At 54.8% G+C, this 24,984-nt stretch carries 28 protein-coding genes; 5 read left to right on the top strand and 23 right to left on the bottom strand.

The genetic code is table 11. The features are described from left to right. Nucleotides 1–25 precede the first annotated feature (25 nt). Nucleotides 26–304, top strand: coding sequence for a hypothetical protein (locus tag JMJ16_RS25455; RefSeq protein ID WP_201386022.1), 279 nt, complete (start codon nucleotides 26–28; stop codon nucleotides 302–304). A gap of 463 nt (nucleotides 305–767) precedes the next feature. Further along, the gene (locus tag JMJ16_RS25450; protein ID WP_201386020.1) at nucleotides 768–1,745 is read left to right on the top strand and encodes a hypothetical protein; all 978 of its coding nucleotides are present in this window, start codon (nucleotides 768–770) and stop codon (nucleotides 1,743–1,745) included. A 72-nt stretch (nucleotides 1,746–1,817) separates the two neighbouring features. Here JMJ16_RS25450 and JMJ16_RS25445 read toward each other — a convergent pair whose 3' ends face one another. The 13 genes from JMJ16_RS25445 to JMJ16_RS25385 form a co-directional block, all read right to left on the bottom strand. Further along, nucleotides 1,818–2,282: a F0F1 ATP synthase subunit epsilon gene (locus tag JMJ16_RS25445; RefSeq protein WP_201386018.1), complete on the bottom strand. Its 465-nt coding sequence runs from the start codon at nucleotides 2,280–2,282 to the stop codon at nucleotides 1,818–1,820. Nucleotides 2,283–2,285: 3 nt separating this feature from the next. Next, nucleotides 2,286–3,707, bottom strand: a complete 1,422-nt coding sequence (gene atpD / locus JMJ16_RS25440; protein ID WP_201369707.1) for a F0F1 ATP synthase subunit beta — start codon at nucleotides 3,705–3,707, stop codon at nucleotides 2,286–2,288. A gap of 79 nt (nucleotides 3,708–3,786) precedes the next feature. Beyond that, entirely contained in the window at nucleotides 3,787–4,680 is an 894-nt protein-coding gene (gene atpG, locus JMJ16_RS25435) for an ATP synthase F1 subunit gamma (protein ID WP_201386016.1), read from the bottom strand. Between the two features lie 11 nt (nucleotides 4,681–4,691). Continuing rightward, nucleotides 4,692–6,224 (bottom strand): F0F1 ATP synthase subunit alpha, encoded by a 1,533-nt coding sequence (gene atpA, locus JMJ16_RS25430; protein ID WP_201386014.1) that lies wholly within the window; start codon nucleotides 6,222–6,224, stop codon nucleotides 4,692–4,694. Between the two features lie 338 nt (nucleotides 6,225–6,562). Beyond that, on the bottom strand, nucleotides 6,563–7,150 hold the full coding sequence (gene atpH, locus JMJ16_RS25425) for an ATP synthase F1 subunit delta (RefSeq protein WP_201386012.1): 588 nt from the start codon (nucleotides 7,148–7,150) through the stop codon (nucleotides 6,563–6,565). Then, on the bottom strand, nucleotides 7,150–7,686 hold the full coding sequence (atpF, locus tag JMJ16_RS25420) for a F0F1 ATP synthase subunit B (RefSeq protein ID WP_201386010.1): 537 nt from the start codon (nucleotides 7,684–7,686) through the stop codon (nucleotides 7,150–7,152). Before atpF ends, atpH begins: the two co-directional genes overlap by 1 nt. 149 nt (nucleotides 7,687–7,835) lie before the next feature. After that, nucleotides 7,836–8,048, bottom strand: coding sequence for an ATP synthase F0 subunit C (gene atpE / locus JMJ16_RS25415; protein ID WP_201369703.1), 213 nt, complete (start codon nucleotides 8,046–8,048; stop codon nucleotides 7,836–7,838). A 245-nt stretch (nucleotides 8,049–8,293) separates the two neighbouring features. Continuing rightward, nucleotides 8,294–9,181: a F0F1 ATP synthase subunit A gene (gene atpB / locus JMJ16_RS25410; protein WP_201386008.1), complete on the bottom strand. Its 888-nt coding sequence runs from the start codon at nucleotides 9,179–9,181 to the stop codon at nucleotides 8,294–8,296. A gap of 127 nt (nucleotides 9,182–9,308) precedes the next feature. Next, nucleotides 9,309–9,530, bottom strand: a complete 222-nt coding sequence (locus tag JMJ16_RS57270) for an AtpZ/AtpI family protein (protein WP_201369701.1) — start codon at nucleotides 9,528–9,530, stop codon at nucleotides 9,309–9,311. Nucleotides 9,531–9,630: 100 nt separating this feature from the next. Further along, nucleotides 9,631–10,614 (bottom strand): NAD(P)-dependent oxidoreductase, encoded by a 984-nt coding sequence (locus JMJ16_RS25400; RefSeq protein WP_201386006.1) that lies wholly within the window; start codon nucleotides 10,612–10,614, stop codon nucleotides 9,631–9,633. Then, nucleotides 10,611–11,777 (bottom strand): DUF362 domain-containing protein, encoded by a 1,167-nt coding sequence (locus tag JMJ16_RS25395; protein WP_201386005.1) that lies wholly within the window; start codon nucleotides 11,775–11,777, stop codon nucleotides 10,611–10,613. The genes JMJ16_RS25400 and JMJ16_RS25395 overlap by 4 nt, the downstream gene beginning before the upstream one ends. Before the next feature lie 90 nt (nucleotides 11,778–11,867). Continuing rightward, nucleotides 11,868–13,730 (bottom strand): glycosyltransferase family 39 protein, encoded by a 1,863-nt coding sequence (locus tag JMJ16_RS25390; protein ID WP_201386004.1) that lies wholly within the window; start codon nucleotides 13,728–13,730, stop codon nucleotides 11,868–11,870. 36 nt (nucleotides 13,731–13,766) lie between these two features. Beyond that, on the bottom strand, nucleotides 13,767–15,029 hold the full coding sequence (locus JMJ16_RS25385; RefSeq protein WP_201386002.1) for a glycosyltransferase: 1,263 nt from the start codon (nucleotides 15,027–15,029) through the stop codon (nucleotides 13,767–13,769). 273 nt (nucleotides 15,030–15,302) lie between these two features. Between JMJ16_RS25385 and JMJ16_RS25380 the strand changes: the two genes are divergently transcribed. Both JMJ16_RS25380 and JMJ16_RS25375 read left to right on the top strand, forming a co-directional pair. Further along, nucleotides 15,303–16,283, top strand: coding sequence for a D-2-hydroxyacid dehydrogenase (locus JMJ16_RS25380; RefSeq protein ID WP_201386000.1), 981 nt, complete (start codon nucleotides 15,303–15,305; stop codon nucleotides 16,281–16,283). Between the two features lie 188 nt (nucleotides 16,284–16,471). Further along, nucleotides 16,472–17,065 carry a DUF3090 family protein gene (locus JMJ16_RS25375; RefSeq protein WP_201369695.1) on the top strand — a complete coding sequence of 198 codons (594 nt, stop codon included), beginning with the start codon at nucleotides 16,472–16,474 and terminating at the stop codon, nucleotides 17,063–17,065. A 55-nt stretch (nucleotides 17,066–17,120) separates the two neighbouring features. Here the strand turns inward: JMJ16_RS25375 and JMJ16_RS25370 are convergent, their stop codons facing one another. The 6 genes from JMJ16_RS25370 to JMJ16_RS25345 form a co-directional block, all read right to left on the bottom strand. Beyond that, nucleotides 17,121–17,525, bottom strand: coding sequence for a hypothetical protein (locus JMJ16_RS25370; RefSeq protein ID WP_201369694.1), 405 nt, complete (start codon nucleotides 17,523–17,525; stop codon nucleotides 17,121–17,123). Between the two features lie 2 nt (nucleotides 17,526–17,527). Continuing rightward, complete coding sequence (locus tag JMJ16_RS25365) at nucleotides 17,528–17,767, bottom strand: hypothetical protein (protein ID WP_236601699.1); 240 nt, start codon at nucleotides 17,765–17,767, stop codon at nucleotides 17,528–17,530. Nucleotides 17,768–18,413: 646 nt separating this feature from the next. Further along, nucleotides 18,414–19,169, bottom strand: a complete 756-nt coding sequence (locus JMJ16_RS25360; RefSeq protein WP_201385996.1) for a zinc ribbon domain-containing protein — start codon at nucleotides 19,167–19,169, stop codon at nucleotides 18,414–18,416. Nucleotides 19,170–19,184: 15 nt separating this feature from the next. Next, nucleotides 19,185–20,030: a DegV family protein gene (locus JMJ16_RS25355; protein WP_201385994.1), complete on the bottom strand. Its 846-nt coding sequence runs from the start codon at nucleotides 20,028–20,030 to the stop codon at nucleotides 19,185–19,187. A gap of 113 nt (nucleotides 20,031–20,143) precedes the next feature. Next, complete coding sequence (locus tag JMJ16_RS25350; protein WP_201385992.1) at nucleotides 20,144–21,847, bottom strand: DAK2 domain-containing protein; 1,704 nt, start codon at nucleotides 21,845–21,847, stop codon at nucleotides 20,144–20,146. Between the two features lie 19 nt (nucleotides 21,848–21,866). Beyond that, entirely contained in the window at nucleotides 21,867–22,262 is a 396-nt protein-coding gene (locus JMJ16_RS25345) for an Asp23/Gls24 family envelope stress response protein (RefSeq protein ID WP_201369687.1), read from the bottom strand. Nucleotides 22,263–22,615: 353 nt separating this feature from the next. Here JMJ16_RS25345 and rpmB point away from each other — a divergent pair, with 353 nt between their 5' ends. Beyond that, a complete protein-coding gene (gene rpmB / locus JMJ16_RS25340; protein WP_201369686.1) occupies nucleotides 22,616–22,813 on the top strand; it encodes a 50S ribosomal protein L28 in 198 nt (65 codons plus the stop codon). 151 nt (nucleotides 22,814–22,964) lie between these two features. Here the strand turns inward: rpmB and rlmN are convergent, their stop codons facing one another. The 4 genes from rlmN to JMJ16_RS25320 all read right to left on the bottom strand — a co-directional run bounded on the left by rlmN (nucleotide 22,965) and on the right by JMJ16_RS25320 (nucleotide 24,920). Next, nucleotides 22,965–24,038 carry a 23S rRNA (adenine(2503)-C(2))-methyltransferase RlmN gene (gene rlmN, locus JMJ16_RS25335; RefSeq protein WP_201385989.1) on the bottom strand — a complete coding sequence of 358 codons (1,074 nt, stop codon included), beginning with the start codon at nucleotides 24,036–24,038 and terminating at the stop codon, nucleotides 22,965–22,967. A gap of 148 nt (nucleotides 24,039–24,186) precedes the next feature. Further along, on the bottom strand, nucleotides 24,187–24,396 hold the full coding sequence (locus JMJ16_RS57265; RefSeq protein WP_201385985.1) for a type II toxin-antitoxin system HicB family antitoxin: 210 nt from the start codon (nucleotides 24,394–24,396) through the stop codon (nucleotides 24,187–24,189). Beyond that, nucleotides 24,386–24,598 carry a type II toxin-antitoxin system HicA family toxin gene (locus JMJ16_RS57260; protein WP_201385984.1) on the bottom strand — a complete coding sequence of 71 codons (213 nt, stop codon included), beginning with the start codon at nucleotides 24,596–24,598 and terminating at the stop codon, nucleotides 24,386–24,388. Before JMJ16_RS57260 ends, JMJ16_RS57265 begins: the two co-directional genes overlap by 11 nt. 28 nt (nucleotides 24,599–24,626) lie before the next feature. Next, entirely contained in the window at nucleotides 24,627–24,920 is a 294-nt protein-coding gene (locus JMJ16_RS25320; RefSeq protein ID WP_201385983.1) for a hypothetical protein, read from the bottom strand. Nucleotides 24,921–24,984: the final 64 nt, after the last annotated feature.

The following is a 24,984-nucleotide window of genomic DNA, read 5'->3' as shown; positions in this document are numbered from 1 at the left end:
ATATAGAGAGTAGAGGGTGTGGTTTATGTCAAACTTTTTGCCATTGTGGTTGGGACTGATCGTACTGGTGTTTGCCATTGTGCTGGCTGTGCAGCTTGTAGGTGCCCGCAGAACGAAGAAGAGTGAGAGCACACAGCAGATAGATAACACCCATCCTGAGGCGCATATAGATCTGAAAGACAAAAACGTGGCAGAGCGCCTGGGTGTGCCCTCTGCCAGCGAAACCGGGGTTGATCCTCGTGGCGAGGACGTTGGGGGCAACTTCTGGGAGGTCCCCAAAAAAGATGAACAGACCAGGAAGTAACCTCTTCCTGCTATAGATAAAGAGATGTTACCATGGTCTATGGTGGCATCTAGTATAACTACCGAAACGTCATGCGCTGCTAAAGCACGCGTCTGCATATCATGGTATGAAGCATGCCGTACCATGATATGCAGACACGTGCTTTAGTAGCGTCGTCCCCTACCCTTCTACATATCTCTTCATATCTCTTCCAACATTTTTCGTGGCAGCACGTATTTGATACGGAGGTTGCTCTAAAGAGGCTGAGTCTGCTTGCAGAGAGTCGAAAACAGGCAAAGAGGCGTATAGTAAATAGAGTTGGGCATCCAGAAATATGTTACTCATACGTTGATTTGATAGAGCGAGCGGTGATGCGTTAGTAATCTGTGACATGGTAGCAATTCTCTATGAGATGCGATAGCGCGAAGTGGAAGGACTTGTACATATGCGTAGAGACCGGAAGTGGCCTTCTATGAGGAGGCGTTTGGGACTGAGTTCAATGGCGCTGTTTGCCGCGCTGTGCCTTGTGCTTATGTCCACCTTGAGCGTACTGGCGAACTCTGTCAATATCTATGACAACGCCAGTGTGTTGAATCGAAGTCGTGTCCAGAGCGCGGCGAATTCCCTGTCTTCCAATGTGAGCATCTATACGACTTCGGGCTTCAACGGCTCCAAGTCGTCTTTTCAACAGACGACAGCCAGTAAGGTGAGTGGCTCCAATCACGTCGTCATGGCAATAGATACCACCCATCATTGGGTCTGGTTTGCGGGAAAGCCCTTTACAACTAACCAGTATAATGACGCTGCTAGCGCTTTTAGTAGTAATTTCCACGGTGGAGATTACACTGGCGCAACGGTTGCGGCCCTGCAATCGCTCCACAATGCTAATGGTGGCTTTATGGGCCTGGGCGCACAAAGTGGAAGCTCCTTTGGCGGTTCGACGCTCTGTTGCTGCCTGGGCTTGCTGGTATTGCTGGGTCTGGGTGCCTTTGTCTTCTCGCGCAGGCGCCGAGGAGGCGGTGGCTTTGGCGGTGGTGGTGGTTTCGGCGGCGGCAGTGGCTTTGGCGGCCTCTTTGGTCGGCGCAATGTACCACCTTCGGGAGGCTATCCGCCCTATAATCAATATGGACAGCCCTATCCACCCAACTATAACCAGGGTGGCGGGATGAATCCCTGGGCGGCTGGTGGCCTGGGTGCCGCGGCTGGTGGTCTGGTAGGTTATGAACTGGGCCGTGAACAGGGTGAGCGCGAGAGGCGCGAAGATGATTACGGTCAGGGTGGCGACTTTGGTGGCAATCAAGGTGGTGGAGATTTCGGCGGTGGAGACTTTGGTGGTAATCAGGGCGGAGGAGATTTTGGCGGAGGTGGCGGAGACTGGGGCGGAGGAGGTGGTGGAGACTTTGGAGGTGGCGGCGGAGACTTTGGTGGCGGTGGCGACAGCGGTGGTGGCGGGAGCTTCTAGGCCATATATGGCTCTTGCTGAAACAAAAATACGGTTCGAGTTCGGAACGAACCCGGACCGTATTTTTGTTTCTTACTGTTGCATGCCTGCCGTGTCAATGCGGCGGCGGCTGCGACGGCGCGCATATTCCGCGACCCTGATGCGGCTAAGTGCACGTTCCAGGGCTGCCTGAGCCTCAGCACGATCGTTCTGGCTGCGCGACTCGGCGAGGCGCTCCTCCGCTACGCGGCGGGCCTCCTGTGCGCGAGCTTCGTCAATCGTTTCGCCCTCTTCTGCGGCATCTGCCAGGATGGTCACGCGATCATGCGAGACCTCCAGGAAGCCACCGGAGACGAAGAAAGGCTCTTCGGCATCGCCCAGTTCGATACGCAGTTCGCCGGGCTTGAGAAAGGTCAGGAGGGCCGCATGATGCGGAAGAATGCCCAGACGGCCCTCGACGCCAGGAGCGCTTACCAGGGTAGCTTCCCCGTTATACAGCTCACGCTCGGCGGTGACAACCTCGACATGCAGGGTATTGCGTATTGTCGTTGTTGCCATGTTTTACCCCTTCTTCTGATCAGCCTCGTACTCGGCCACGACCTCATCGATAGCACCCTTCATGTAGAAGTAGTTCTCAGGAATGTGGTCATGTTTGCCCTCAAGGATCTCCTTGAAGCTGCGCACGGTATCCTTCAGCTTCACATAGCGACCCTCGCGGCCAGTGAAGGCCTGCGCGACGGTCATGGGCTGTGAGAGATACTGCTCAAGCTTACGCGCGCGCGTAACGGTCAGCTTGTCATCTTCAGAGAGCTCATCGACACCCAGGATGGCGATGATATCCTGAAGCTCTTTGTAGCGCTGGAGGACCTTCTGGACGCCGCGAGCAACGTCATAATGCTCAGCACCCACAACCTGGGGGTCGAGGATGCGGCTGGTCGAAGACAACGGATCGACGGCAGGGAAGATCGCTTTCTCAGCAATCGAGCGCTCAAGCACGATGGTTGAGTCCAGGTGAGCAAAGGTCGTGGCAGGCGCGGGATCGGTGTAGTCGTCAGCAGGCACATAGACGGCCTGCATCGAGGTGATCGAACCCTTCTTCGTCGACGTAATGCGCTCCTGTAGCTCACCCATCTCCTCAGCCAGGGTGGGCTGATAACCCACGGCGGAAGGCATACGACCGAGCAGAGCGGATACCTCAGCACCGGCCTGGGTGAAGCGGAAGATGTTGTCGATGAAGAGCAGAACGTCCTTACCCTCGTCATCGCGGAAGTACTCGGCCATGGTCAGGCCGGTCAGCGCGACGCGGAGGCGGGAGCCGGGAGGCTCGTTCATCTGGCCAAAGACCATGGCCAGGCGGTCAATAACACCGGCATCGATCATTTCGTGGTAGAGGTCATTGCCCTCGCGGGTGCGCTCACCCACGCCAGCGAAGACGCTATACCCGCCGTGACCCTTGGCGATGTTGTTAATCAGCTCCTGGATGGTAACGGTCTTGCCGACGCCAGCGCCACCGAACGTACCAATCTTACCACCCTTCATGAAGGGGCAGATCAGGTCGATGACTTTGAGGCCGGTTTCGAAGATCTCAATGTTTGAGACCTGGTCTTCAAGGGTAGGAGCGTGGCGGTGGATAGGATAGCGAGGGGCATCCTCGACCTCTTCCTTGTTATCCACAGGCTGGCCAAGTACGTTGAAGATACGTCCCAGGGTTTTAGGGCCGACAGGAACCGCGATAGGCTCGCCCATGTCGACGGCATCGAGACCGCGCTGTAAGCCATCAGTTGGACCCATGGCTACGCAGCGAACCCAGTTATTGCCAAGGTGCTGCTCAACCTCAAGCGAGAGGTCTTTCTCGGCACCGGCGATGCGGATGCGCACCTCGTTGTAGATTTCTGGCAGCTGGTCGGCGGGAAACTCGATGTCGACGACAACTCCCAGTACCTGTACAACTTTACCCTTTGTGCGAGTAGGTGTTGTAGTCATATATTTCTCCAGAGATAGAGGCATTGCGGTATCCTCCACATGCCTCTACCAGTATGCTTGCTTCTGTCTAGGTCTATCTCTAGACGGCTTCAGAACCGGCCACGACCTCAAGAATCTGCGTGGTAATAGCGGTCTGACGCGCTTTATTATAGGTCAGAGAGAGATCTTGAATAAGATCGTTCGCACTATCGGTCGCGTTTTTCATTGCGATCATCTGTGCGGAATACTGGCTGGCGATCATTTCCAGCAGAGCCTGGTAGACCAGGGTATCCACATAACGTGGCAGGAGAGCCTTGAAGATCTCCTGTGGGTTCGGCTCATAGATGTAGTCTTGCTTCTCGGCCTTCGTGCCTTCCTCAGACGTCGGTGGCTGCACAGGCAACAACTGGACCGTTGTTGGCTGCTGCGTCACCGTGTTGATGAATTTCGGATAGACCATGTAGACCACATCCACATCGCCATTGAGAAAGCTCTCAACCGCGACTTGAGCGATAGCCCTGGCATCACCCATGCTGGGACGGTCACCCAGGTTGACGAATTCGGCAACCATGTTCTGTTTCGTCCGCACAACAAAGTCACGACCTTTGCGACCAACCGCGACATAGTCTACGGCTGGATGCTGGCCGTTCTCAGCGAGGCGTTGCTGCTCCTCAAGCACGCTGGCCGCAAGCTTGCGGTTGACGTTGCTGGGAAGCGCGCCGCTCAGGCCGCGATCAGGTGAAATGACAATGTAGCCAATCTTGCGTACGGGTCGTTGCTTCAGCAGAGCTACGTCATCACCCAGTTCCTCGGTGCCGACGGCCGCGAGGCGCGAGACAAGCTCGCGCAGCTGGTCGGCATAGGGGCGGGCCTGTGTGACCCGGTCCTGCGCGCGACGCATCTTGCTGCTCGCCACCATCTGCATGGCCTTGGTAATCTGAGCAATGTTTTTAATCGACCGAATACGCTGGCCAATTTCTCGAATCGATGCCATCAGCCTACCTCCTAGCGCGCCAGGGCGGTCTGCTTGTACTCTTCGATAGCGGCACCCAGCTTCTTCTGCAATTCGGGAGACATCTTATTTTTCTGTTTGACCGATTTCTCGACGATCTCCTGGCCGAGTGCTGGATAGGTGGTATCCAGGTAGCGGTAGAGACCATTCTCGAAGTCAGCGACCTTGTCCAGCTCGATATCATCGAGATAGCCATTGGTGGCGGCGTAAATGATGATGACCTGTTTCTCTACAGGAACCGGGCTGTACTGCGGCTGCTTGAGAATTTCTGTCAGGCGGCGGCCGCGATCAATACGTGCCTTGGTGGCCTTATCCAGGTCGGAGGCGAACTGAGCGAAGGCGGCGAGGCTGCGGAACTGCGCCAGGTCAAGGCGAAGTGTACCGGCTACCTGGCTCATACCCTTCGTCTGCGCGCTACTACCCACGCGGGAGACCGAGAGGCCGACGTTAAGGGCCGGGCGCTGACCAGCGTTGAAGAGGTCTGTCTCCAGGAAGATCTGGCCATCGGTAATCGAAATGACGTTGGTTGGGATGTAGGCCGAGATGTCGTTCGCCTTGGTCTCGATGATGGGTAGCGCGGTCAGCGAACCACCACCGTAATCGTCGTTCAGGCGGGCGGCGCGCTCCAGCAGGCGAGAGTGCAGATAGAAGACATCGCCAGGGAAGGCTTCGCGGCCTGGAGGGCGGCGAATGATCAGGGACATGTTACGATAGGCTTCAGCGTGCTTGGTCAGGTCATCATAGATGATCAGTGCATCGCGTCCGCTCTCCATGAATTCTTCACCGATGGCACAACCCGCGTAGGGGGCCAGGTACTTCAAGGGGGCGGGATCGGATGCGCCAGCGGCCACGATAACGGTGTACTCCATCGCGCCGTGCTGCTCCAGGATGGCGCGTGTGCGGGCGATTGAGGAGTTTTTCTGACCGATTGCGACGTAGATACAGAACAGGTCCTTGCCCTTCTGGTTGATGATCGTATCGATGGCGATAGCGGTCTTACCAGTCTGGCGGTCGCCAATGATCAACTCGCGCTGGCCACGGCCGATAGGAATCATGCTGTCAATGGCCTTGATACCAGTCTGTACGGGAGTGTTCACCGAGTGGCGGGTAATAACGCCAGGGGCGACACGCTCGACAGGGCGGGTCTTATCGGTTGTGATAGGACCACGGTCGTCGATAGCCTGGCCCAGGGAATTGACCACGCGACCCAGCAAGGCGTCGCCGACGGGTACCTCAATGATACGACCGGTCGTGCGCACCTCGTCGTCCTCGCGGACCTTGGTGTAGTCGCCCAGGATTGGGCAGCTTACGGTTTCTTCTTCAAGGTTAAACGCCAGGCCATAGAGACCTGTGCGGGGAAATTCTACCAGCTCAAGATATTTTACATCTTGCAGGCCATACACACGGGCGATGCCGTCCTGCACCGCGATAACGGTGCCGACGCTCGCGGTCGCCGTTGTTTCGGTGCCGAAGCCTGCGATGTTTTTCTCTATGATGGCACTGATTTCGTCAGCCCAAGATGCCATCGTATTCCTCCTAGTTTCGTATCCTAGTGGTCTGTCTGCTTACGGTTTCTTGTTGTCTGCGTTGCCGGTGCATTTAGTCTTTTCAAGCCCGTTTCAGGCCGCATCCCGTAAGGGATGGCAGGACGAGAGCGGGACGAAAGCGTGACAGGGGGTCTTCTCTACGAGACGTATCCGGCCACTACCTTACGAAAACCTGAGCGCGCTTGCTGTGCCACCTTCAGGTGGTCCCCGAATGGGGGAAGCGCTAGTCGCGTGAGCGACGTTGGTTTTCGCCTAAGGAGCCGATGGGCGGATAGCGAAAGGGTAGTATCACAGTGGTGAGGAAGAGACCTCGCGCCTTAGCGTAGTGCCGGCTCTTCCTCAGAGAAAAAATCTCGACTGCTGGAAGCCGCTTCATTGAGCAAGCGTTGCTGCAAGGCATGCAAACGGAAACGCACGCTTCCATCAATGACCTGATCTCCCACACGAGCCACGACACCACCCAGAATGCTCGGATCGACCCGGGTCTGCATGATAACACTCTTCCCGGTTCGCTTTTCTAATGCTTGTTGCAAGACCGTGCGCTGCCCTTCATCGAGGGGCTGTGCCGTTGTCACCTCGGCGATTGCCTGATTGCGATAGTCCAGAACCAGTTGTTCCAGTTCGGCGGCAATATTTGGCATAACGTCGACCAGTTCACGCTGAACGATCAACAGAGCGAGGTTGAGCGATGTCGGCAACACCCGAGGCTCGAGAGCCTGGCGCAGCGCGGTCTCTTTGCGCTTAGCCGGAATCTTTGGTTCGCGCAGGAGGTACGCCAGTTTGCGAATCGAAAAGAGGCGTGCGATCTCCTTCACGTCCTCAAGCGTGCGATCAAGCGTATTCTGCTTGCGCGCGAGCTCGAAGATGGCTCCGGCGTAGCGGCGTGCTACCGCTCCTTTTAACATTAGTTGTTCCTCGTCTGGTCAGTGGCAACGATAAAATCTTCCACCAGGCGGCGATTGTCTTTGCTATCAACGGATTTGTTGATGACTTTGCCGGCGGCTTCGATAGAGAGGTTGATTACCTGGCGGCTCAGCTCATTGCGAGCGCGGTTGGCCTCTTGCTGGATGCGAGCGATCTGCTGCTGGGCCACCTGCTCAGCGCGGGCCTGGGCCTCTTCGATGATGCGGTTGGCTTCTTGCTGTGCGTTCTTGCTGGCACGCTCGATGGTCTCAGCCGACTGGCGGCGTGCTTCCAGAAGGAGCTGCTCAGCGCGGTTATTAGCCTCGGCGAGATCTCTTTTAGCCTTCTCAGCGTTTTCGATACCTTCACGGATGATCGCCTGGCGCTTATCCATGATCTTTAGCAGGGCCGGGAAGCCCCAGCGCCACAGGATCAGGAAGACGATACCAAAGCTAATCAGCTGCGAGATAAAGAAGGCACCGTTAATACCAAGTCCGCCACTGCTCTCACTCGCTTGAGCGAGAATAAGTGCTTGCATTTTTTGCCTCCTTGATGGCGCTATGCCATCACTTGTCCCCCTATACGCGACACGGAGACGCAGCTCATCGTGTCTGTCTCACCGTCTACGACTGGCTGTGTCTCTGTGTCGCGCGCATATAGGGAAGCCTCAGAATAAATAATTCAGGGCTAGACAAATTTGATGAGCAGAGAGACCAGCAGTGCGTAGATAGCGATAGCTTCGGCGAACGCCAGGCCCAGGATCAGGTTGGTCTGGATAACAGGAGCGGCTTCAGGATTGCGGCCAATGGCGTTGAAGGCCTGACCAGCGGCAATACCAATACCAATACCAGGACCGATGGCTCCGAGACCGATGGCGAGGGCGATAGCGAGTTCTTTCATCTTGAATAATCCTCCCTGGACGGTGTGTCCAGTATTTTTAATGTATAATTAATTTATGCAATCGCAGAAAGATTCCGCGAGTAGCAAGCACGTTGAAAAGGTACGATATGTTGATGGGACGATGCAGAGAGGTCGATCCTTGCTGTTGACCGACGCTGCAAAAGCACGCGTCTACATATGTGCGCCATATGTAGACGCGTGCTTTTGCAGCGCCATCTCACACGGCTCGATACTCTTGCATTTGTCTAAGCGTGGCTGCCTGCTGCTGAGGTCTGACCGAGGTCAACCTCTTCACCATGCCCCTCGCCGTGATCATGACCGGTAACGGCGAGCTGCAGATAGATGAGCGTCAACAGGGCGAAAACAAAGGCCTGGACTGCGGCAACAAACAGCTCAAACGGAATGAAGATGACATTTGCAAAAGCAGGTAGCAGGAAGGCGAAGACTGCCAACACGATGCTGCCTGCGAAGATGTTACCAAAGAGACGGAAGGCCAGCGAAAGAATGCGGCTAATCTCACTGACAACCTCAAGCAAACCCACGAAGAATTCAATGAAGCCAGTTCCTGAGAACTTGAGCAGACTCCGCAGATTGACATACTTCATGGTATGTTCTTTAAAGCCAAGCGTCGCGAAGCCAACGCACTGCGCGGTGATTACTGCGATCAGAGCCATCGCAATCGTGAGATTGAGATCGGTCGTGGCAGGGCGAATCCAGGGAATGAGCGCGTTTGAAGCGTCACCCCACAGGAGAATGCCTGGATGGGCTCCCTTGGGCAGCTCTTCCGGATTAATAGAACCAATCGAGTCGACACCAGGGATGACGTCAAGCAGGTTGGAAACCAGGATAAAGCAGAAGAACGTAGCAGCCAGGGGAAAGAACCTACGCGCGTTTTTCTTACCAGTTATATTTTCGGCCAGATTCAGCAGAAATTCAACGATAACCTCCATGGCATTTTGCAGGCCACGGGGAATCATATCACCTCTGCGCGTCGCGAAAAAGAAAAGAGCGACAAGTACGATAATGGAAATCCAGGTGCAAAACAAGGTATTAGTGACCTGAAAGTTAAGACCTGGAATCGTGAAGATAATTTCCGGTGCGAGTTGCACATGGGGAAGTCTCCAGAGATTCACGCGGCATCCTCCAGTTGCGGCGGACCCTGCCAGATGGATCTCTTTGTCATTAGATAGCGACCCCGTTTTGCTCTCAGCAATAAAGCTTGCTTCTCCCTGGATGATGCCCACCAGGGCTCGAAGAAACCTATAAAACCTGTGAGTTTTTTAACAAACGGTAGGCACCGTAGATGCCAGAGATCAGGCCAAGCAGCAGCCCGAGCAGTATAAATAATGGTCTGGTATGTAACCAACCATCGAGAAACGTTCCTACAACGGCAAGTAGAATAATGGGAACTGCGATAGTGAAGCCAAGTTGTCCAACTAACGCCAAGTTCGCCCAGACTGGGTTCGGCGGCTGTCGCTTCATCTTAAAAATCCCATCTATCTTCTCTTCTTATTGTACCTATGGGATTATAGCACAGGCGACAAAATTTGTGCAATGTTAGTTCTTTTTTCTCCCCCAGACATTAAAGATAACCATGTTCGCGATACCAGGCAATGGTATAGCGGATGCCGTCATTGAGTCCAACCTGAGGCGTAAATTGCAGCTCACGCCGAGCACGTTCGCAGCTATAGATGCGGCTATGCGTGAGAAAGTCGATCCGGCTGGCGGTCAGGGGGGCGCTGGTCTCGCCCATGCCTGGCAGCCAGCGAAAGAGCATCGCCGCACCATAAGCCATCCAGGTAGGGAGACTCAGTGGACAGGGGTGGCGTTTAAGGACGTTGGCAATTGTACCTGCTAGATCCGTAAAGCTGATGGGGCGATGTCCCGCGATGTTATAGCAGCGTCCAATGGCATGCGGGAGGCGCGCTGCCAGGAGAAATGATCGGCTCATATCGTCAATGTAGATAGGGTGAATATAGGCACGGCCGCCAGCGATGGTGGCGGGCAGGCCGCGAGCAACCTGGCGGAAGAAGCCGAGGAGGTGGAGGTCTCCTGGTCCATAGACCAGGGCGGGACGTACCACTGTGACGGGAAGCTGCGCTTCGGCATGAGCGCGCAGCGCCAGCTCTTCTCCCACCAGCTTGCTTTGCTCATAGGGATTGGTTGGCGCATATGGGCTGGCTTCATCAGCCGCGTTCAAGCCAGTGACGCCATAGACGCCGGTAGTGCTACAATGGACCAGGCGACTCAGTCCTGGGAGGTCGCGACAGCACTGCAGGAGCACCCGCGTGCCCTCGACATGCGTCTCGTGATAGCGCTCCGCTGGAATGCTGGGGTGGTAGAGGCGCCCCGCGAGGTGATAGATGATCTCAATATCCTTGAGCGCGGCCGCTACCTTGGGGGCTTCCAGCAGGTCACCCTGGAGAATCTCTACGCGTGTGCCGAAGAGGCGATGCGCTTTATAAGCATCGCGTGCCAGGACACGCACGCTCTCTCCCTCCGCCAGGAGCCGCCCGACCAGGGCCGCGCCCAGAAAGCCAGTCGCGCCAGTGACCAGGACCTTCATGAGCGCGCTCCTGAATAACCCTTGACGCCGATCGCTTGCTCAGGACAGGCCTCGTAGCAGAGTAGGCAACGCTGGCAGGTCGCGTAATTGACCTTGAGTGTCTGGAGATTGATGACCTCGGGGAGCGGGCAGGCGTGTACGCACTCGCCGCACCGGGTGCATCGCTCGCGCTCGATGACGGGGCGTGTACCTACCAATCCTGTGCTATAGAGGGTGGTACAGAGATGTTTGTCGCGCCGGGCGAGCCAGGTATAGGGGTAATCGAGAGGGTACATTAGCCAGAAGAGAAGGCGGTAGAGGCTATTTTGCTGGGGGAGGCGAAAGGTCTTGAGCGGTTGGGGCAGTTCATGGGTAAAGTGTATCTCGGGCTGACCAAAGTGTTTTAGGGCCAGGCGCAGGTGCGGAATCGCGCGTGGCGGCACATTCACCAGGCTACAGCAGGCCAGGTCAACCGCGAGACTACTGCGCCCAGCGACCAGGACCTGGAGATCCGCCTTCTCGCCATACAAGGGACCCTCGCCATCCTGTCCCACACTCCCATCGACGATGTTGAGATCTGCTTGAAGACCCAGGTTCATATCCACAATACATTGATCTATCCCCAGGGTATGCATCGCGCGACGGGCCGGCCTGGGAAGTAGCCCCATAAGGTTCTTCATGCTCAGTGTCATGCCGGAGACAACGTGGGTTTTTAAAACGGGCAGGTTGATTAGACGAGCATCATCCAGCAGGCGTGGGAGCTCGAAGGAGCGCAGGCGTTTCGCCCCTGTGGGATGTACCTCGCGCCACTCGCTCGTGCCGCCTTCGAGCTCCAGGCGGGCGATGCGAATCTTGTGGCGTGCGCAGAACTCCTCTACTCCCAGCAGGGTATAGGTCGCCTCGCGATCAAACTCTGTCCCTGGCATTTCGCAGAGCACAGGCTCGGCCCCGCAGGCGCGCACCTCCTCAGCCACGGCCTTGAGTACGGCGAAGCTGGTAGTAGCTCCCGTCTCGGCACGCCTTCCCGCCACGAAGTTCGGTTTGAGTACCGCCACTTTCGCGCCTCGCATCACCGTTTCCATACCGCCTATGCCTGCGATGGCGCGGTGCGTTGCCTCTTCAATCCCCTCAAAGGTGCGTACGATGGCGACCAGTTGATCACCATCATGCTTGTCTGTATTCATAAATCTATACCCCTTCCTGTTATTCATTTAAGGTCTAATGTGATGGAAGGGAGTGCATGGTGGCCGCAGGCCACCATGCACTCCCTTCCATCACATCTTATGTTGAACCTGGTAGATGCTGATGTCATAGAAGTGTGCACGCTCAACGGAGTGCTTGAGGGCCTGTTGGAGGATGGAGCTGCCTCCTCTAACTTCCTGGATCATATTGAGATGGAGAATGACATCGGGATCAACAAGAATATAATCAATATTCTGCCAGTTGTCCTTGAGCTGGTCATGATAGATGGATGGATCAGTGGCAACATTAAAGAAGAGCTGCGCTTTCGGAAAGGGGGAATGCGCTCCCACGGCCTCGCCCCCGCTCACGCGCATATCCACAAAGTACTGGGGTGGAATGACGACAACTGTATTGCGAGGCAGGTGCTCACGCATCCAATCCATGGCCTGGCGCTGCTCCTGTGCATAGTCGTGGGTATAGATGGGCTGGGCGTGCAGGATATCATAGGGGACTATGGCCGCGATAGCAAGCAGGACCAGGATACCCTGCAAAAGGGGTAAGTGCGTGGCCTGGCTTATCCAGCGCGCCAGCGTGGCGCAGGCAAAGGCGCAGTTCATGGCTACGAGGGGAATGAGCGGGATAATGTAGTAGGGAAAGACGACCCCTCCACGAATGAAGAGCAGCCAGAAGCTGAGCGCCAGCAGGGAGAGAAGCAACTGATTGCGCTGGCGGAAGCCAAACACCAGATTAAACACGGGCGCTATAATACTCATGACGACCAGGAGACTATCCAGCCCCATCCACTGGCTGAAGCTGGTGCCCAGGCTGCCTTCGCTCTGAGTCCGTTTTGTCTGCTCAAGGATGGTCTGTAACAGGCTCAGGTGCGCATGGTTATCCCAGGGGAGATGCCATGCATAGGGGAAGAACTCGCCACGCATCAGGGCCATGAGCATCCAGGCCGAGCAGAGTGCCAGCGTGGTATAGCCAAATGCCACCAGCGCGAACTTGCGCTGGAAAGGTGTCGTATACAGCCAGACTGCATATATCATTGCGGGAATAAGGAGGATGAGCACCTCTTTAGAGAGAATGGCTATCCCCAGTGTGAGGGCAGAGAAGATGATCGCTCGCAGGCGGCTATTACCGGTGACAAGCAGGAAGAGCGAGAGCAAGAACCAGAAGATGGCGATGTTATCGAGGTAGATCTCACGCTGATAGGTGATACCAAGAGGTGTCAGCGCGAAGATACCCATAGCAAGCAGCCCCAGGCTGCGACGTGCCGAGAGGCGGCGTGTTATCAGGTAAACCAGGAGTGCGCTTCCCAATTTATAGAGTAAGACAATGACGCGCCCCGTATTGAGCGCATTGCCAAAGGCAAAGAAGCCATTGAAGAGTGGAATCCAGGTGGCAAGCTGGATCCAGCCTGCGGGTGGATGCGCGTAGCCATAAGCATAGGGCATGAGCTGTCCCTGGAGAATGGACCAGGCGCTAGCCATATAGGTGCCCTCGTCCAGTTCGTAGCGTGGAAAGTTGAACATATTATAGGCGTGGGCGAGACCCACTCCAACAAGCACCAGCAAGAGCCCTAGCGTCTCCAGCCAGAGAGGGATTGGAAAGCGTGATCTTAGCGTTGTGTTGAGCGTGTCCAGACGAGGCATGCGACGTGTCTCGCTGGCGGCGATGCGTGTCTGTTGTTGTGGTAGAACCTTGGGGAGCGCGCTGGTTACCCCGCTTGGCTTGCGCAAGGGGTGGACACGACGATGTCTGCGATTGACTGTACTGACATAAAAGTTTTCCTGCTTATGTAAGATGAGTCGTCCCTGGGGCAAGGAATGGACCTGTGGCTTCTCAGGAGCTTGCTGCTCTGCACCTATACCTGGCCATGGAGTTGTTGGCAGGGACTGCGCCGGGGTATTTATATGTCTGTTCACTTGCTGTTGTGTTTCATCTCTTACCACAAATCAACCACCTATCTGATAGAAGTGTTTATTCTTTCATTGTCTATGCTGACCAATATGGGCCGTTTTCTCCCAATTAGTCGCGCCCTGAAGAAAGCGGGAGACCGCGCGCAGGGCGCCCAGGCCTAGCAGAAACTGGTAAGGAACCGAGGCGAAAAGCATGATAGCAGCCTCGCGTATACTCCATGAACGCCCATGCGCTTTAAGAAACTCATACAGCCCTGCCTGGTCGATAAAGATGCCCATGATAAAGATGTAGAGCGGCAAGAACGTCAATAAAGATATCCAGAGAGGTAATTTAATAAAGAAAAAAGTGAGCAGCGAAACTGGGATGAGCAGGGTAAAGAATGCTTGTACCTCTGGGAGCACCAGGACATAGAAAGCGAGCAGGCGTTGGTAGGGACGCTCCAGTTTTAGCCACTCGCCTTTGAAGAGAATCTGGATAAAGCCCTGGTTCCAGCGAGTCCGTTGCTTGATAAACTGCTCAATAGTGTGGGGGGTCTCCTCGCGTGTCACAAACTCATCGTCGTAAATGACGCGGATGCGTGCGTGGGAGAGCGCCAGGCGAATGCCCAGGTCGGCATCTTCGGTCAGGCAGGTCTCGTCCCAGCCACCCAGAGTCTCCATCAGTTCGCGTCGGACGAAGACGGTATTGCCGCCAAGGGGCGTCATGCCTACGTTGGCGAAGAAATGCAGGGAGGATTTAAACCAGAAGAAGTATTCGAGAACATTAAGGAAGCAGAACCACTTCGTGTTGTGGTTCATTAATTGAACCCCACTCTGGACCACGTCGACGTCATCGGTAAGCATCGTGGTATTGATAATGTTGAGGATATCCGGGTGAGGCTCATCCTCGGCATCAAAAATCGTCACAATATCGCCGCGTGCGACCTGGAGCGCGAGGTTGAGTCCATGCGGTTTATTGATGGGTTTGTCATTAAAGACCAGGAGTTGTACATTGGGGTCACCTAATTCATCGATCTTGGCCTGGGCTTCAGCAATGGTATTGGGATCGTCCTCGCGACAGATGGCGATAATTTGTAATAGTTCTCTTGGATAGTTGAGATCATAGATTTTCTGCATTGTTTCGCGTAGGACCTCTTCCTCGTGGCGCGCAGGCAGCAGAATAGTAAAGGTCAGGCAGGGATCGAGGTAGACGGTTGGGGCGCTATTGAGCCAGGCATGTTCTGGCGTTTCCCATATGAAGAGACGCAACCGAATATTGAAAATGGCTTGTATGGCCATAATAAACGCAATCAGTAGATAGACACCTTCGAGAATGGTAATAAAAATGCTCACACGTTCTTTCTCCGCTTAGATATAGTGATATGCATAATAGAGCGCTGCGTATGGCGACACCTGAATATTTAAACGCATTACTCTAAATAAAGGAACAGCATGGGAAAAACGTCATGCTTAAAATACTTGAAAGATAGCTAGAGCATGCGTTTTATGCCTCACTGCTATATAGTAAGTGGAGAGACTTGCGCACCCGTGCTGATTTCGGATAGACTGAAAAGACGGAGCAAAGGTGTCCACAAAGGGCCTTACAGAGTAGTTAAGGAGTTGAGTATGGCGCAAGGTCTGCAGGTAGTCAGTACATTTCCTTTTTCCCCCGCCTCACAGGCTGTGTTAAGCGAGGCTGCGGGTAAGGAGATCTTATGCCTTAGTGATAGTGATGAGTTTGAAGCGAGCCTGGGCGAGGCCGATGTGCTCTGTGCCTACAAAGTACCCACGAATTGGCGCCAACTGGCGCCGCGCTTACTCTGGTTGCAGGCGTCGGGAGCCGGTGTGGATGGTCTGCGCATAAGTGGTATCCTGGCGGCCGATAGTGGAGTACAGGTCACAACGGCGGTGGGTATCCATGCCACCACCATTGGCGAGTACGTGTTCGCGAGTATGCTTATGTATAATCGCTCCTGGCCTACGATGGTGCGTTTACAGGATCAGCGCATATGGCCACGAAGCGCGAACTGGTATAAACTGGGGGGACGCGAACTGGCGGGACAGACGCTAGGGATTATTGGTCTGGGGAGTATTGGTCAGCGCGTGGCCTTCCTGGGCCAGGCTTTTGGCATGCGGGTCCTGGCAACCAGGCGCACGGTACAGGCGGGAGCGCACCAGGAGCATGTAGATCAGCTTTATCCTATGACGCAGTTGCATGCTATGCTAAGCGAGTGCGATTATGTCGTGGTCGCTGTTCCATTGACGGCCGAGACTGAGCACCTGTTGGGTGAGGCCGAGTTTCAAGCGATGCGCCAGCATGCCTACCTGGTCAATGTGGCGCGTGGCCGCGTGGTGGATGAGCGGGCGCTTGTCAGGGCGTTGCGCGAGGGATGGATTGGAGGCGCGGGCCTGGATGTAACCGAAGAAGAGCCTTTGCCTGCCGAGAGTCCCTTGTATACGTTAGCGAATGTCATTCTGACCCCTCACATCTCGGGCGAGAGCGTGCATTATGACCAACGTCTCGCAACGCTCTTCGCGGAAAACTTGCGGCGCTATCGAGCGGGCCAGCCACTACAGAATAGATATGATCCCGCACGTGGGTATTAGCTGGTGAATTCACTAAATAGCTGAAAGCAAGCACAGCGCCTGTAGGGTCCATGCTGGCATGGACTGCGAGTGAAGCGACCATCCCAGCGCCAGAGTGTCGGCCTGCGGGCGAAGTCCATGCCAGCATGGACCCTACAGATGTGGCGAATACACCATTAATTAGTTCATTTAGAAGGAAGAGGGCTTGTATGAGCAATGATCTTGGCCGCATCGAGACACTCGGTGCGGATGCAGTGGGTATGCCGGGGCAGCGACGTTTCCGACTCTATGCCAGGAGTGGGCGTGGATCAGCGGTTGTGTGGATGGAGAAGGAACATTTGCGCACCCTTGCCGAGACCCTGGAACGTATTCTCGGTGCGATTGCGGACGGCGAGGTCTTGCGCCTCGAGGCGCGTCCAGGGGGCTTGCCATCTCCCACGGGAATGCCAGGAGATTTTCCGCTTACGCCAACATACGATTTTCAGGTAGGGCAGATGAAGCTCAACTTTGATGAGCATAATGAAATGTTTCTGCTGAGTCTGGCCCCAATGGAGATTATTGAGGAGCGCGGGGAGCCGCAGGCGCTCATTCTAGAGGATGAAGCGGTTGTGCTGCGTTTCTCACCCCAGGAGGCCTTAGAACTCTCAAATGAGATTGGCCTGGTGGTGGCCGCGGGTCGCCCGGTCTGCCCCTTCTGCCATATGCCCTTGGATGGTGGTCCCCATGCCTGTGTCAAGCAGAACGGACACCATAAGATTGTGCAGATGGAGATTCAGGATATCGATGAAGATGAAGAAGAGTAAGAGCGCGTCACTGTGCGCTCTTACTCTTCTTTTATCGACTACTGAATAGCGAGCATTACTCAATACAAAGGTATTTATTCGCTTTTTGGAGATACGTCTCTTCGTTTGCCTCGATCATAAGCTTGTGCAGTACCACTAAATCGCTATCGGGCAGCGATTCCACGGGTTGTAGGCAGAGACGCATGATCGCGCGACCATGTTCGAACACCTGCACATAGCCACTATGGCGTGGTACACGATACACGCGATGCGGAGCCGTAGGGCTTGGGATTTCCAGGTACCCATACCAGAAGAGCTGCCGAAATTGCTCGTGGGTGAGGAGATCGCGCAGCAAGTGACTAGCTCTACGCTCCGCTCGTGACCATCCCTTCACATAGGGCTGAAAAATCAGCCAGAGTATGGGAGAGATGGCCAGGGCAATTGCGAGCCAATATAGAGCCGTCAGGATATGGGGTACCAAGTTTATCCACCAACCACTCTTGGCACTAGAACGATTTGTTCCGCGGTGGCATCAAAGACTTCGATGCGTTCGGCTGGTTTGCCAGGATCGAGGCGGAAAGCGGTCGCGCCTCGTGCACGCTCTTGGGCAAAAATGCGCTCGGCTTCTTGAATTGCAGCCACGGCTTCAGCATCACCCGCGAGAACTTTCTGCTCGTCCCAGGTGAGACGGTCGTCACCACGCCGTGACATCACCCGTAACATACCCACAGTCGTTCCTCCTTCGTAGTCTACGCCATTTTTGGATGGCAGCTTCCAACGAATGTCGTGGAACAACCTTGGCGTCCGTTAGCAAACGGTGAGGGCGTGGTATATCTCAATGAGCAGATGAGCAGATGAACATATATAGCTCGTCGCTCGCCCTCGCATTGCTGGTTGTTCCTCCTGGCGCAGGAGCCCATGGAAATCTTACATGGGGAGGAAGCGCCCATACTCCTTGTGTGCGTGCCTTGCTAGTTGTCCATGTATAACAAGTATACCAGAGCACCCTACAGATGACCGGGACAAGCTTCAGGCAGGCGTTGGTGGAAACACTTCCCTGCGTGCTGTATAAGAAGCACGTATAGTTCCGACCCCCAGTTTGATCCCCAGACTTGAGGTTAGCCGACGCGCTACGCCATACAACATTAGTATACGGTACGCGATGAAGTGCAATGCATGAAACATACTATAATACTATTGTACGCGAATACCCTTCATTCGTCAATCTTTTGCGTTTGCCTGTCGTCTTAAATGCCCGCTTGCTGCACCTGTTTTCGCGCCTGCGGCACTCGGGGATATAGTGTGTATGGTGGCTGAGCCTGGCGGAGCCAGGCCCAGCCACCATACACACTATATCCCTTATGTCTTTTTAGACGGCGTTTTGGAGCTTTGTGCCGCATTCAGAACAGAAGCGGGTTCCTGGTGCCAGGGATTGCGCACACTGTGGGCAGGTTACCTCCTGGGCGGGAATCCGTGTGCCGCAGTCCTGGCAAAATTTGCCTGTGGCGCCCGGGCGGCGACAATTGGGGCAGGCTACAGTCTGTGCCCCCTGGAAAGCAAGGGCGGCTGGCGGTTGGTAGGACGGACTTCCAGGAGGGAGGGCTTGCTGCTGAGGGGAAGCAAGGAGGTCGGGCGTCGCAGCTGAGGGAATAGCCGCGACATTGAAGCGGGGTGCGTGATACTGCTCTTCAATCTGCTTACGCTGAGCCTCGACATTGAGTTCATGTTGAAACTGGGAGCCATCCGCTTTCAAATCGGGGGCACAGTGCGTGCAGAGGTTAAGCTGAATATTAAAGCAACGCATACAAACGGTCTGGTGACAGCGTGGGCAAGTATGAAAATTATGTTGGATCTCACTCCATGAGCGTTGGAGAGCGCCAGCCTGTTCCGTATGCCACTGGCTGCCATAGATTTTCTGGCCAGCTTCAGCGGCACGCCCCCAGAAGCCATTGAGTAGGCCAACACCAATATCCATAATGTTGCTGGCAGTGCTCACTGAAGAGCGGATAGGCTGGGTGTCTATCTGCCAGTAACAGCTCTGGCAGGTAAAACGAAAGGCGAAGTAGCCCTGAGACTGATTGCTCATGTCCTGGTAAATGTTGGGAACCACATAATGCTGCGACATGCTGTCACCTCAAAATTATTTGGCAGTTACCACCGAGATCGCGGCCGTACCAGGACCGGTATGTGTGCCTAGCGCTGCGCCTAGCTTCCAGATGGCAATATCGCCAGAATAGATGGGCTTAAGGGCCTCCGATAGCTGTTGCCCAACCTCTTCACTGGACTCAGCAATGGCCAGATATTCGATTGGGCCTAGCTCCTGAAGAATCTGCGCGACGCGGGCATAAGCCTTGCCGCGCGTGCGCGCGCGCTCAACTGGAACGACGACACCCTCCTTCAGGGAGATAATAGGTTTAATGTTGAGCACATTGCCCAGCATCGCCGTCGCGCCACCAATACGTCCACCGCGCCTGACATACTCTAAGGTATCGAGAACCGCGAAGATGCGTGTCCTCTCCAGGCGATCGACGAGGTGCGCTTTTATCTCTTCAAGCCCCAGGCCTGCCTGTGCCTCTTCTGCGGCCTTAATTACGGGATAGCCCATACCCACACTAACACTCGTAGAGTCAACGATCTCAATGGGGATTTTTCGCAGATCTTCTGGCAGGGCGTCGCGCGCGGTACAGGCCGATTGATAGGTGCCGCTTAACTGAGACGTGAGATGGACCGAGAGGATGCCGGTTGCGCCTTCTTGAATCAAACGCGTAAAGGTCTCTTGAAAGCGTGCGGGCGCAGGCTGAGATGTGCGAGGTAGCTCTTTGCTTCCTTGCAGTTTCTGGTAGAATGCCGCGTTATCCATTTCGACATTGTCGAGGTAGGCGTCATCGCCAAAGGCGACGGTAAGTGGCACTATCTCAATGCCGAGTGCCTTTGCCTGCTCGATAGGCAGGTCTGAGGTGCTGTCGGTAACGATACGAACAGTCATACTGGCCTCCGTCGTGTAATGGGTGTCGTGTGGAACGAGTAGGAAGCTTGTAGATGCCCTGTAGCTAGTCGGGCATGCCCGACTAGCTACAGGGCATCTACAAGCTTTTTTTCTTATTCTGCCGAGAGAATGTAGGCGTAGTAGGGCTGGCCTCCGCTGACAACCTCAATCTCAAGATGTGAGTGGAGCTGCTTGAGCCGTTTGCAGGTTGCGTGTGCCTCTTCGGCGGTGACTTCTGCTCCATAGTACATTGTAACTATTTCATAGTTATCGATATGCATACGTTGGAGCGTATCTTCGAGCACGGGCTGCATTTGCTGACCAGCAACGGCCAGGTTCCCATTGATGACACCGATGAAATCGCCTTCGCGCACGCTGATGTTATGAATATTGACGGTGCGTACCGCGGTAGTGATCTCGGCAGTCTGGATGGATTGAGAGGCTTCTTTCATTGCCTGGCAGACGTCCTCGAAGTCGTCCTCATAGTTATAGGCCATCAGCGCCGCGATGCCCTGGGGCATTGTTTTGCAGGGAATGACAAAGACTTTTTTCTGCGTCAGGCCATCGACCTGCTGCGCGCTTAAGATCACGTTGCTGTTATTGGGGAGGATGATCACCTGCTGCGAGGGAGCGTTTTCTACGGCGGCGAGTAGTTCTTCAATGCTGGGGTTCATGGTCTGGCCGCCCGAGACGATTGATTGGACGCCCATGCCTCTGAAGACCTCTTCAAATCCCTCACCCGAGGCGACTGCTACCAGGGCGATAGGTACCTCTTTTTCTACATCCGGTTCAATCTCTTCATCTTCAGCGTGCTCGGCCGCGCTCTCAGCGGCGTAGGTCAGGCTCTGTTCCTGCAAGTTCTCGATATTGATATCGTTCAGGCTACCGAGGCTGACGCCATAATCAAGGATTTTGCCGGGCGTGAGTGTATGAGTATGAACCTTGAGGAGGGTCTCGTCGCCCGCCACCACTGTTGAGACGCCCCCCATATCAATAATGGCTTGGCGAATGCCTTCGACGTCCAGACTCTTGCCGCTGAGCAGGAAGACGACCTCGTAGCCGAACTCTTCCTCAACCGTGACACGCCCTTTTTTGGCGGCGCGCTCTTTTTGCTGGAGCAGTGGTTGCAACTGGGTGACGGTTGCAGCCGGGCTAGCGGCCTCACCACGAATGTAGCGCAGAATACCCTCCAGAATTGTGCAGAAGCCCTGCCCGCCCGCGTCAACGACGCCTGCCTGTTTCAGGGTTGGCAACTGATTGGGGGTATTGGCAACAGCTAGGCGTGCGGCCGAAACCGCTTCCTGCATTAAACCGACCAGGTCATCACCGCGTTCCGCGCTCTGTTTGGTTGCCTCAGCGGTCTCGCGTACAACCGTTAAGATAGTGCCCTCAACAGGTTTGATAACAGCGCGGTAAGCCAGACGCTGGGCTTGTTGAAAGGCTTCAGCCAGATCAGTGGCGGCGAAGGTTGGTTTCCCCTCTAGACCCTGGGCCAGCCCACGCAACGTCTGCGAAAGGATAACTCCTGAGTTGCCACGCGCGCCCAGCAGGGCATCGTGGGCGAGGCGTGCGGCTACAGCCGCCGCGGAGGTCTCTGTCGTTTCTGCGATATTGCGGATGGCTGAGCGCATGGTGGCTGACATGTTGGAACCAGTATCCCCGTCGGGAACGGGAAAGACATTCAGGGCATTGATGGTTTCGCGATTTTCTTCCAACCACGCCGCTCCTGCCAGAATCGCTTTCTTGAGATCCTGGCCGTCAAAAACGCTGATACGTCTGGCCCGCTGTCGGATTGAGCGCGGTGAGTGTTCCTGCATAGCGTCTGTGCTACCTTTTTTACTGTTTTTCTTGTGTGCCAGGTCCATGAAGGAGTCCCTGGACATTCACGTTAACTTGAGCAACGGGCAGACCCAACATCTTCTCAAGTGAGAATTTGACGCTGCTCATGATATTGTGTGCTATTTCGGAGATGCGCAATCCGTACTCTAACACAACATAGATATCTACAATGAGCTGATCATTGACCACATTGACCCGCACTCCCTGATTCACATGTTGTGTTGAAAGCAGGATAGGCTCTCCATAGTGGAGGCGTGGGGAAGCCAGTCCTAACACGCCATAACATCCAGTTGTAGCCTGTACTACAATCGTATGAATGGCGTTAGGAAGGACTTCAATTTTACCTCGGGGGTGAGAGCTGGATTGTGGTTTTAGAGCATGTGCTTTTGGCATACGCAATTGTCTTCTCTCTTGCCAAATTAGCCTATATGGGTTATACTCGCATAACGTGCCAGGGATTCCCAGGCGAAGCACGAGTTGTCACTCTTGACAACGTAGATGTTTCAGCTTATCATCATTCTGGTTTTGCGACTATGGCAAACGGGTGTTATCCCGAATTTCCCTGGCAGTAGCACAAGGGAATAGCCACTGAAGCAGTATACCAGAGACCTCGATCATAAATCAAGCAGCAGCGGAACGTGTGTCGGCAGGCATGGACTTTATGGCTGTCGGAACCTCTTATACGACAAGCAGGTATCTATCACAAAGTATGTTTCCGTCGCAGTCTGGTAGGAAGGAAGAGTAACATGGCAGCAGGTCGTTGTGATGTCTGTGAGCGCAAGCCCATGTATGGTAACAATGTGCCACACTCTCAGCATCGTACGCGCCGTCGCTTCGTGCTCAACGTACAGCGCCGTCGCCTTGAGGTGAATGGTACCGTGCAGAACGTCAATATCTGCACACGCTGCATGCGCACCATGAGCAAAATGCCGAAGGTGCGCTAAGCAGGCAGACAGGAAAACAAGAAGGTACCCACAAAGGTTACTTCTCTCCCAGCAGGGAGGTGGTCTTTGCGGGTACCTTTTTGCGTAGAGAAGATAGGTTGTCTAAGATATGGCCTGGACCTGAGCCTTCGGCTCAGGTCCAGGCCATATCTTAGACAACCGGAATAGCTTTGTGTCGGTTCTCGAAGCGGGTACGTAGCTGTCCACAGGCGGCGGCGATATCATCGCCGCGCTCCGCACGCACGCTATTGCTGATGCCACGTTCAAAGAGAATATTGCGGAAGGCGCGAATGGCGTCTGGACCTGGGGGACGATAGCCAGCCGAGGTCGCGTTTACGGGAATACAGTTGACGTGCGCGAACTGCTTGAGCGGGGCCAGCAGTTCGGCTAACTGCTGAGCGCGCTCCGGCGTATCATTGACGCCTGCCAGCAAGACATATTCAAATGTGACCTGCCTTCGTGTCGCCGTGATATAGTCCTGGCAGGCGGCAAGCAGTTCTTCCAGCGGATACTTGCGGTTAACAGGCATGGTCTGGCTGCGCGCCTCATTGGTGGGCGCGTGGAGGGAGATGGCCAGGTTGACCTGGAGTTGCTCCTGGCTCAATTTGCGGATGGCTGGCACCAGGCCAACGGTCGAGACGGTCATATGCCGCGCCCCCAGGTTGAAGCCTGCGGCACTATTGAGGATGCGCAGGGCCTGGAGCACATTGTCGTAGTTGTGTAGTGGCTCGCCCATGCCCATCAAGACGATATTGGTGATGTGATCGATAGGTGTACTACCAGGAAGGCCAGCCGCGCTCCAGGGAGTGGCGCGTAGCTCGCGCGCGAAGTGGAGCACCTGGGCGATAATCTCGCCTGATTGTAAGTGGCGATCAAAGCCCATCTGGCCAGTGGCGCAGAAGGTGCAGCCAAAGGCGCATCCCGCCTGGCTGGAGACGCAGACGGTGGCGCGTGCGCTACTCTCGCCCAGGGGAGGATAGAGCATCAACACCGACTCGATCAATTTGCCATCGGCGAGTTCTAGCAGGATCTTACGTGTGCGGTCATCTTTCGAGCTCATCTCGCTGCGCACGACGAGCGGGCCGATACAGGCCTCCTCTTCCAGGCGCTGACGGAGCTTCAGCGGCAGATTCGACATGGCCGCGAAGTTATCGACAAACTGCTGGTAGATCCAGCTATAGATCTGCTTGGCGCGAAAGGCAGCCTCCCCCGCGCGGCCAGCCACTCCTGCAACTGCGGCAGCGTCAGCGTGAGCAGATCGGTTTTAGGTTGTGTCTGTTGTGTTGTATTTGTATCTGATGTCGATGTTGGAATCATAGTTTGTATATTATACTGCCTTGATCTGCTCTCGTCCAATGCTAATGGGCTTCTATTTATGCTGCGTAAATCCTTGGTGGTGGAAGTGTTTCTCCGTGCTTTTGGGCGTCTTCTATCCACATTTCGAGAACTTCAAGTATGTTTTCCACTGCTTCTTGATAGGTATCTCCATGAGTCCTTACACGTGGAAGTTCTGGAACGCTAGCAACATAGATATTGTCTCTAGGATCCCATTGGATTGTGATGGAATAGTGGTTAGTGTTCATTGTGCTCACTCACCTCTCTCAAGGCATCTTGTACGTCATTGACTTGGTACTGCTTAGCGTCGTCTCCATCGTTGCCTGATAGATTGACGAATATAGTAGGGAATTGTGAATGTATCCACTTAGTATGGCTTCCTTTTCCAGGTCGTATAAGGAAGCCTGCTTTCTTGAGATCAGCTTTCAGCTCTCTGACTTTTGGCGGCATGGTTTATCCTTCTCTATAATACCATATGCTATTTTGTGTAGTCATCTGATATTTTATGTTGTTCTACCTCATCCAGAATAGTTTTAGCCTCGCGCTCGCGCTGGGCGCTGCCTATGTGGGCGATGAGCTGTTGGAGACGCTCAGGTTGCAGTTGCCCCAGGGTATGGGCCTGGATAATGAGGCGGGGGAAGCGCGCTTCGATGATTTTGAGTAGAATATGATGCAAATCCTGGCACTGTTGGGCCTGTAGATCTGCGTGGACCTGGGCTTTGATCTCCTGGTAGATCCAGGTGTCATACAAATCATGATATTTGCCTGCCATCAAATTTATCTCCTCTCTTTACCCTGGAAAATATACGTGCTTTATTTCTCTTATACCGCCCCCG

This window comes from Ktedonobacter sp. SOSP1-52, assembly GCF_016587395.1.
The sequence above is the reverse complement of the archived record's forward strand: the minus strand, read 5'-3'. Positions and strand labels throughout refer to the sequence as shown.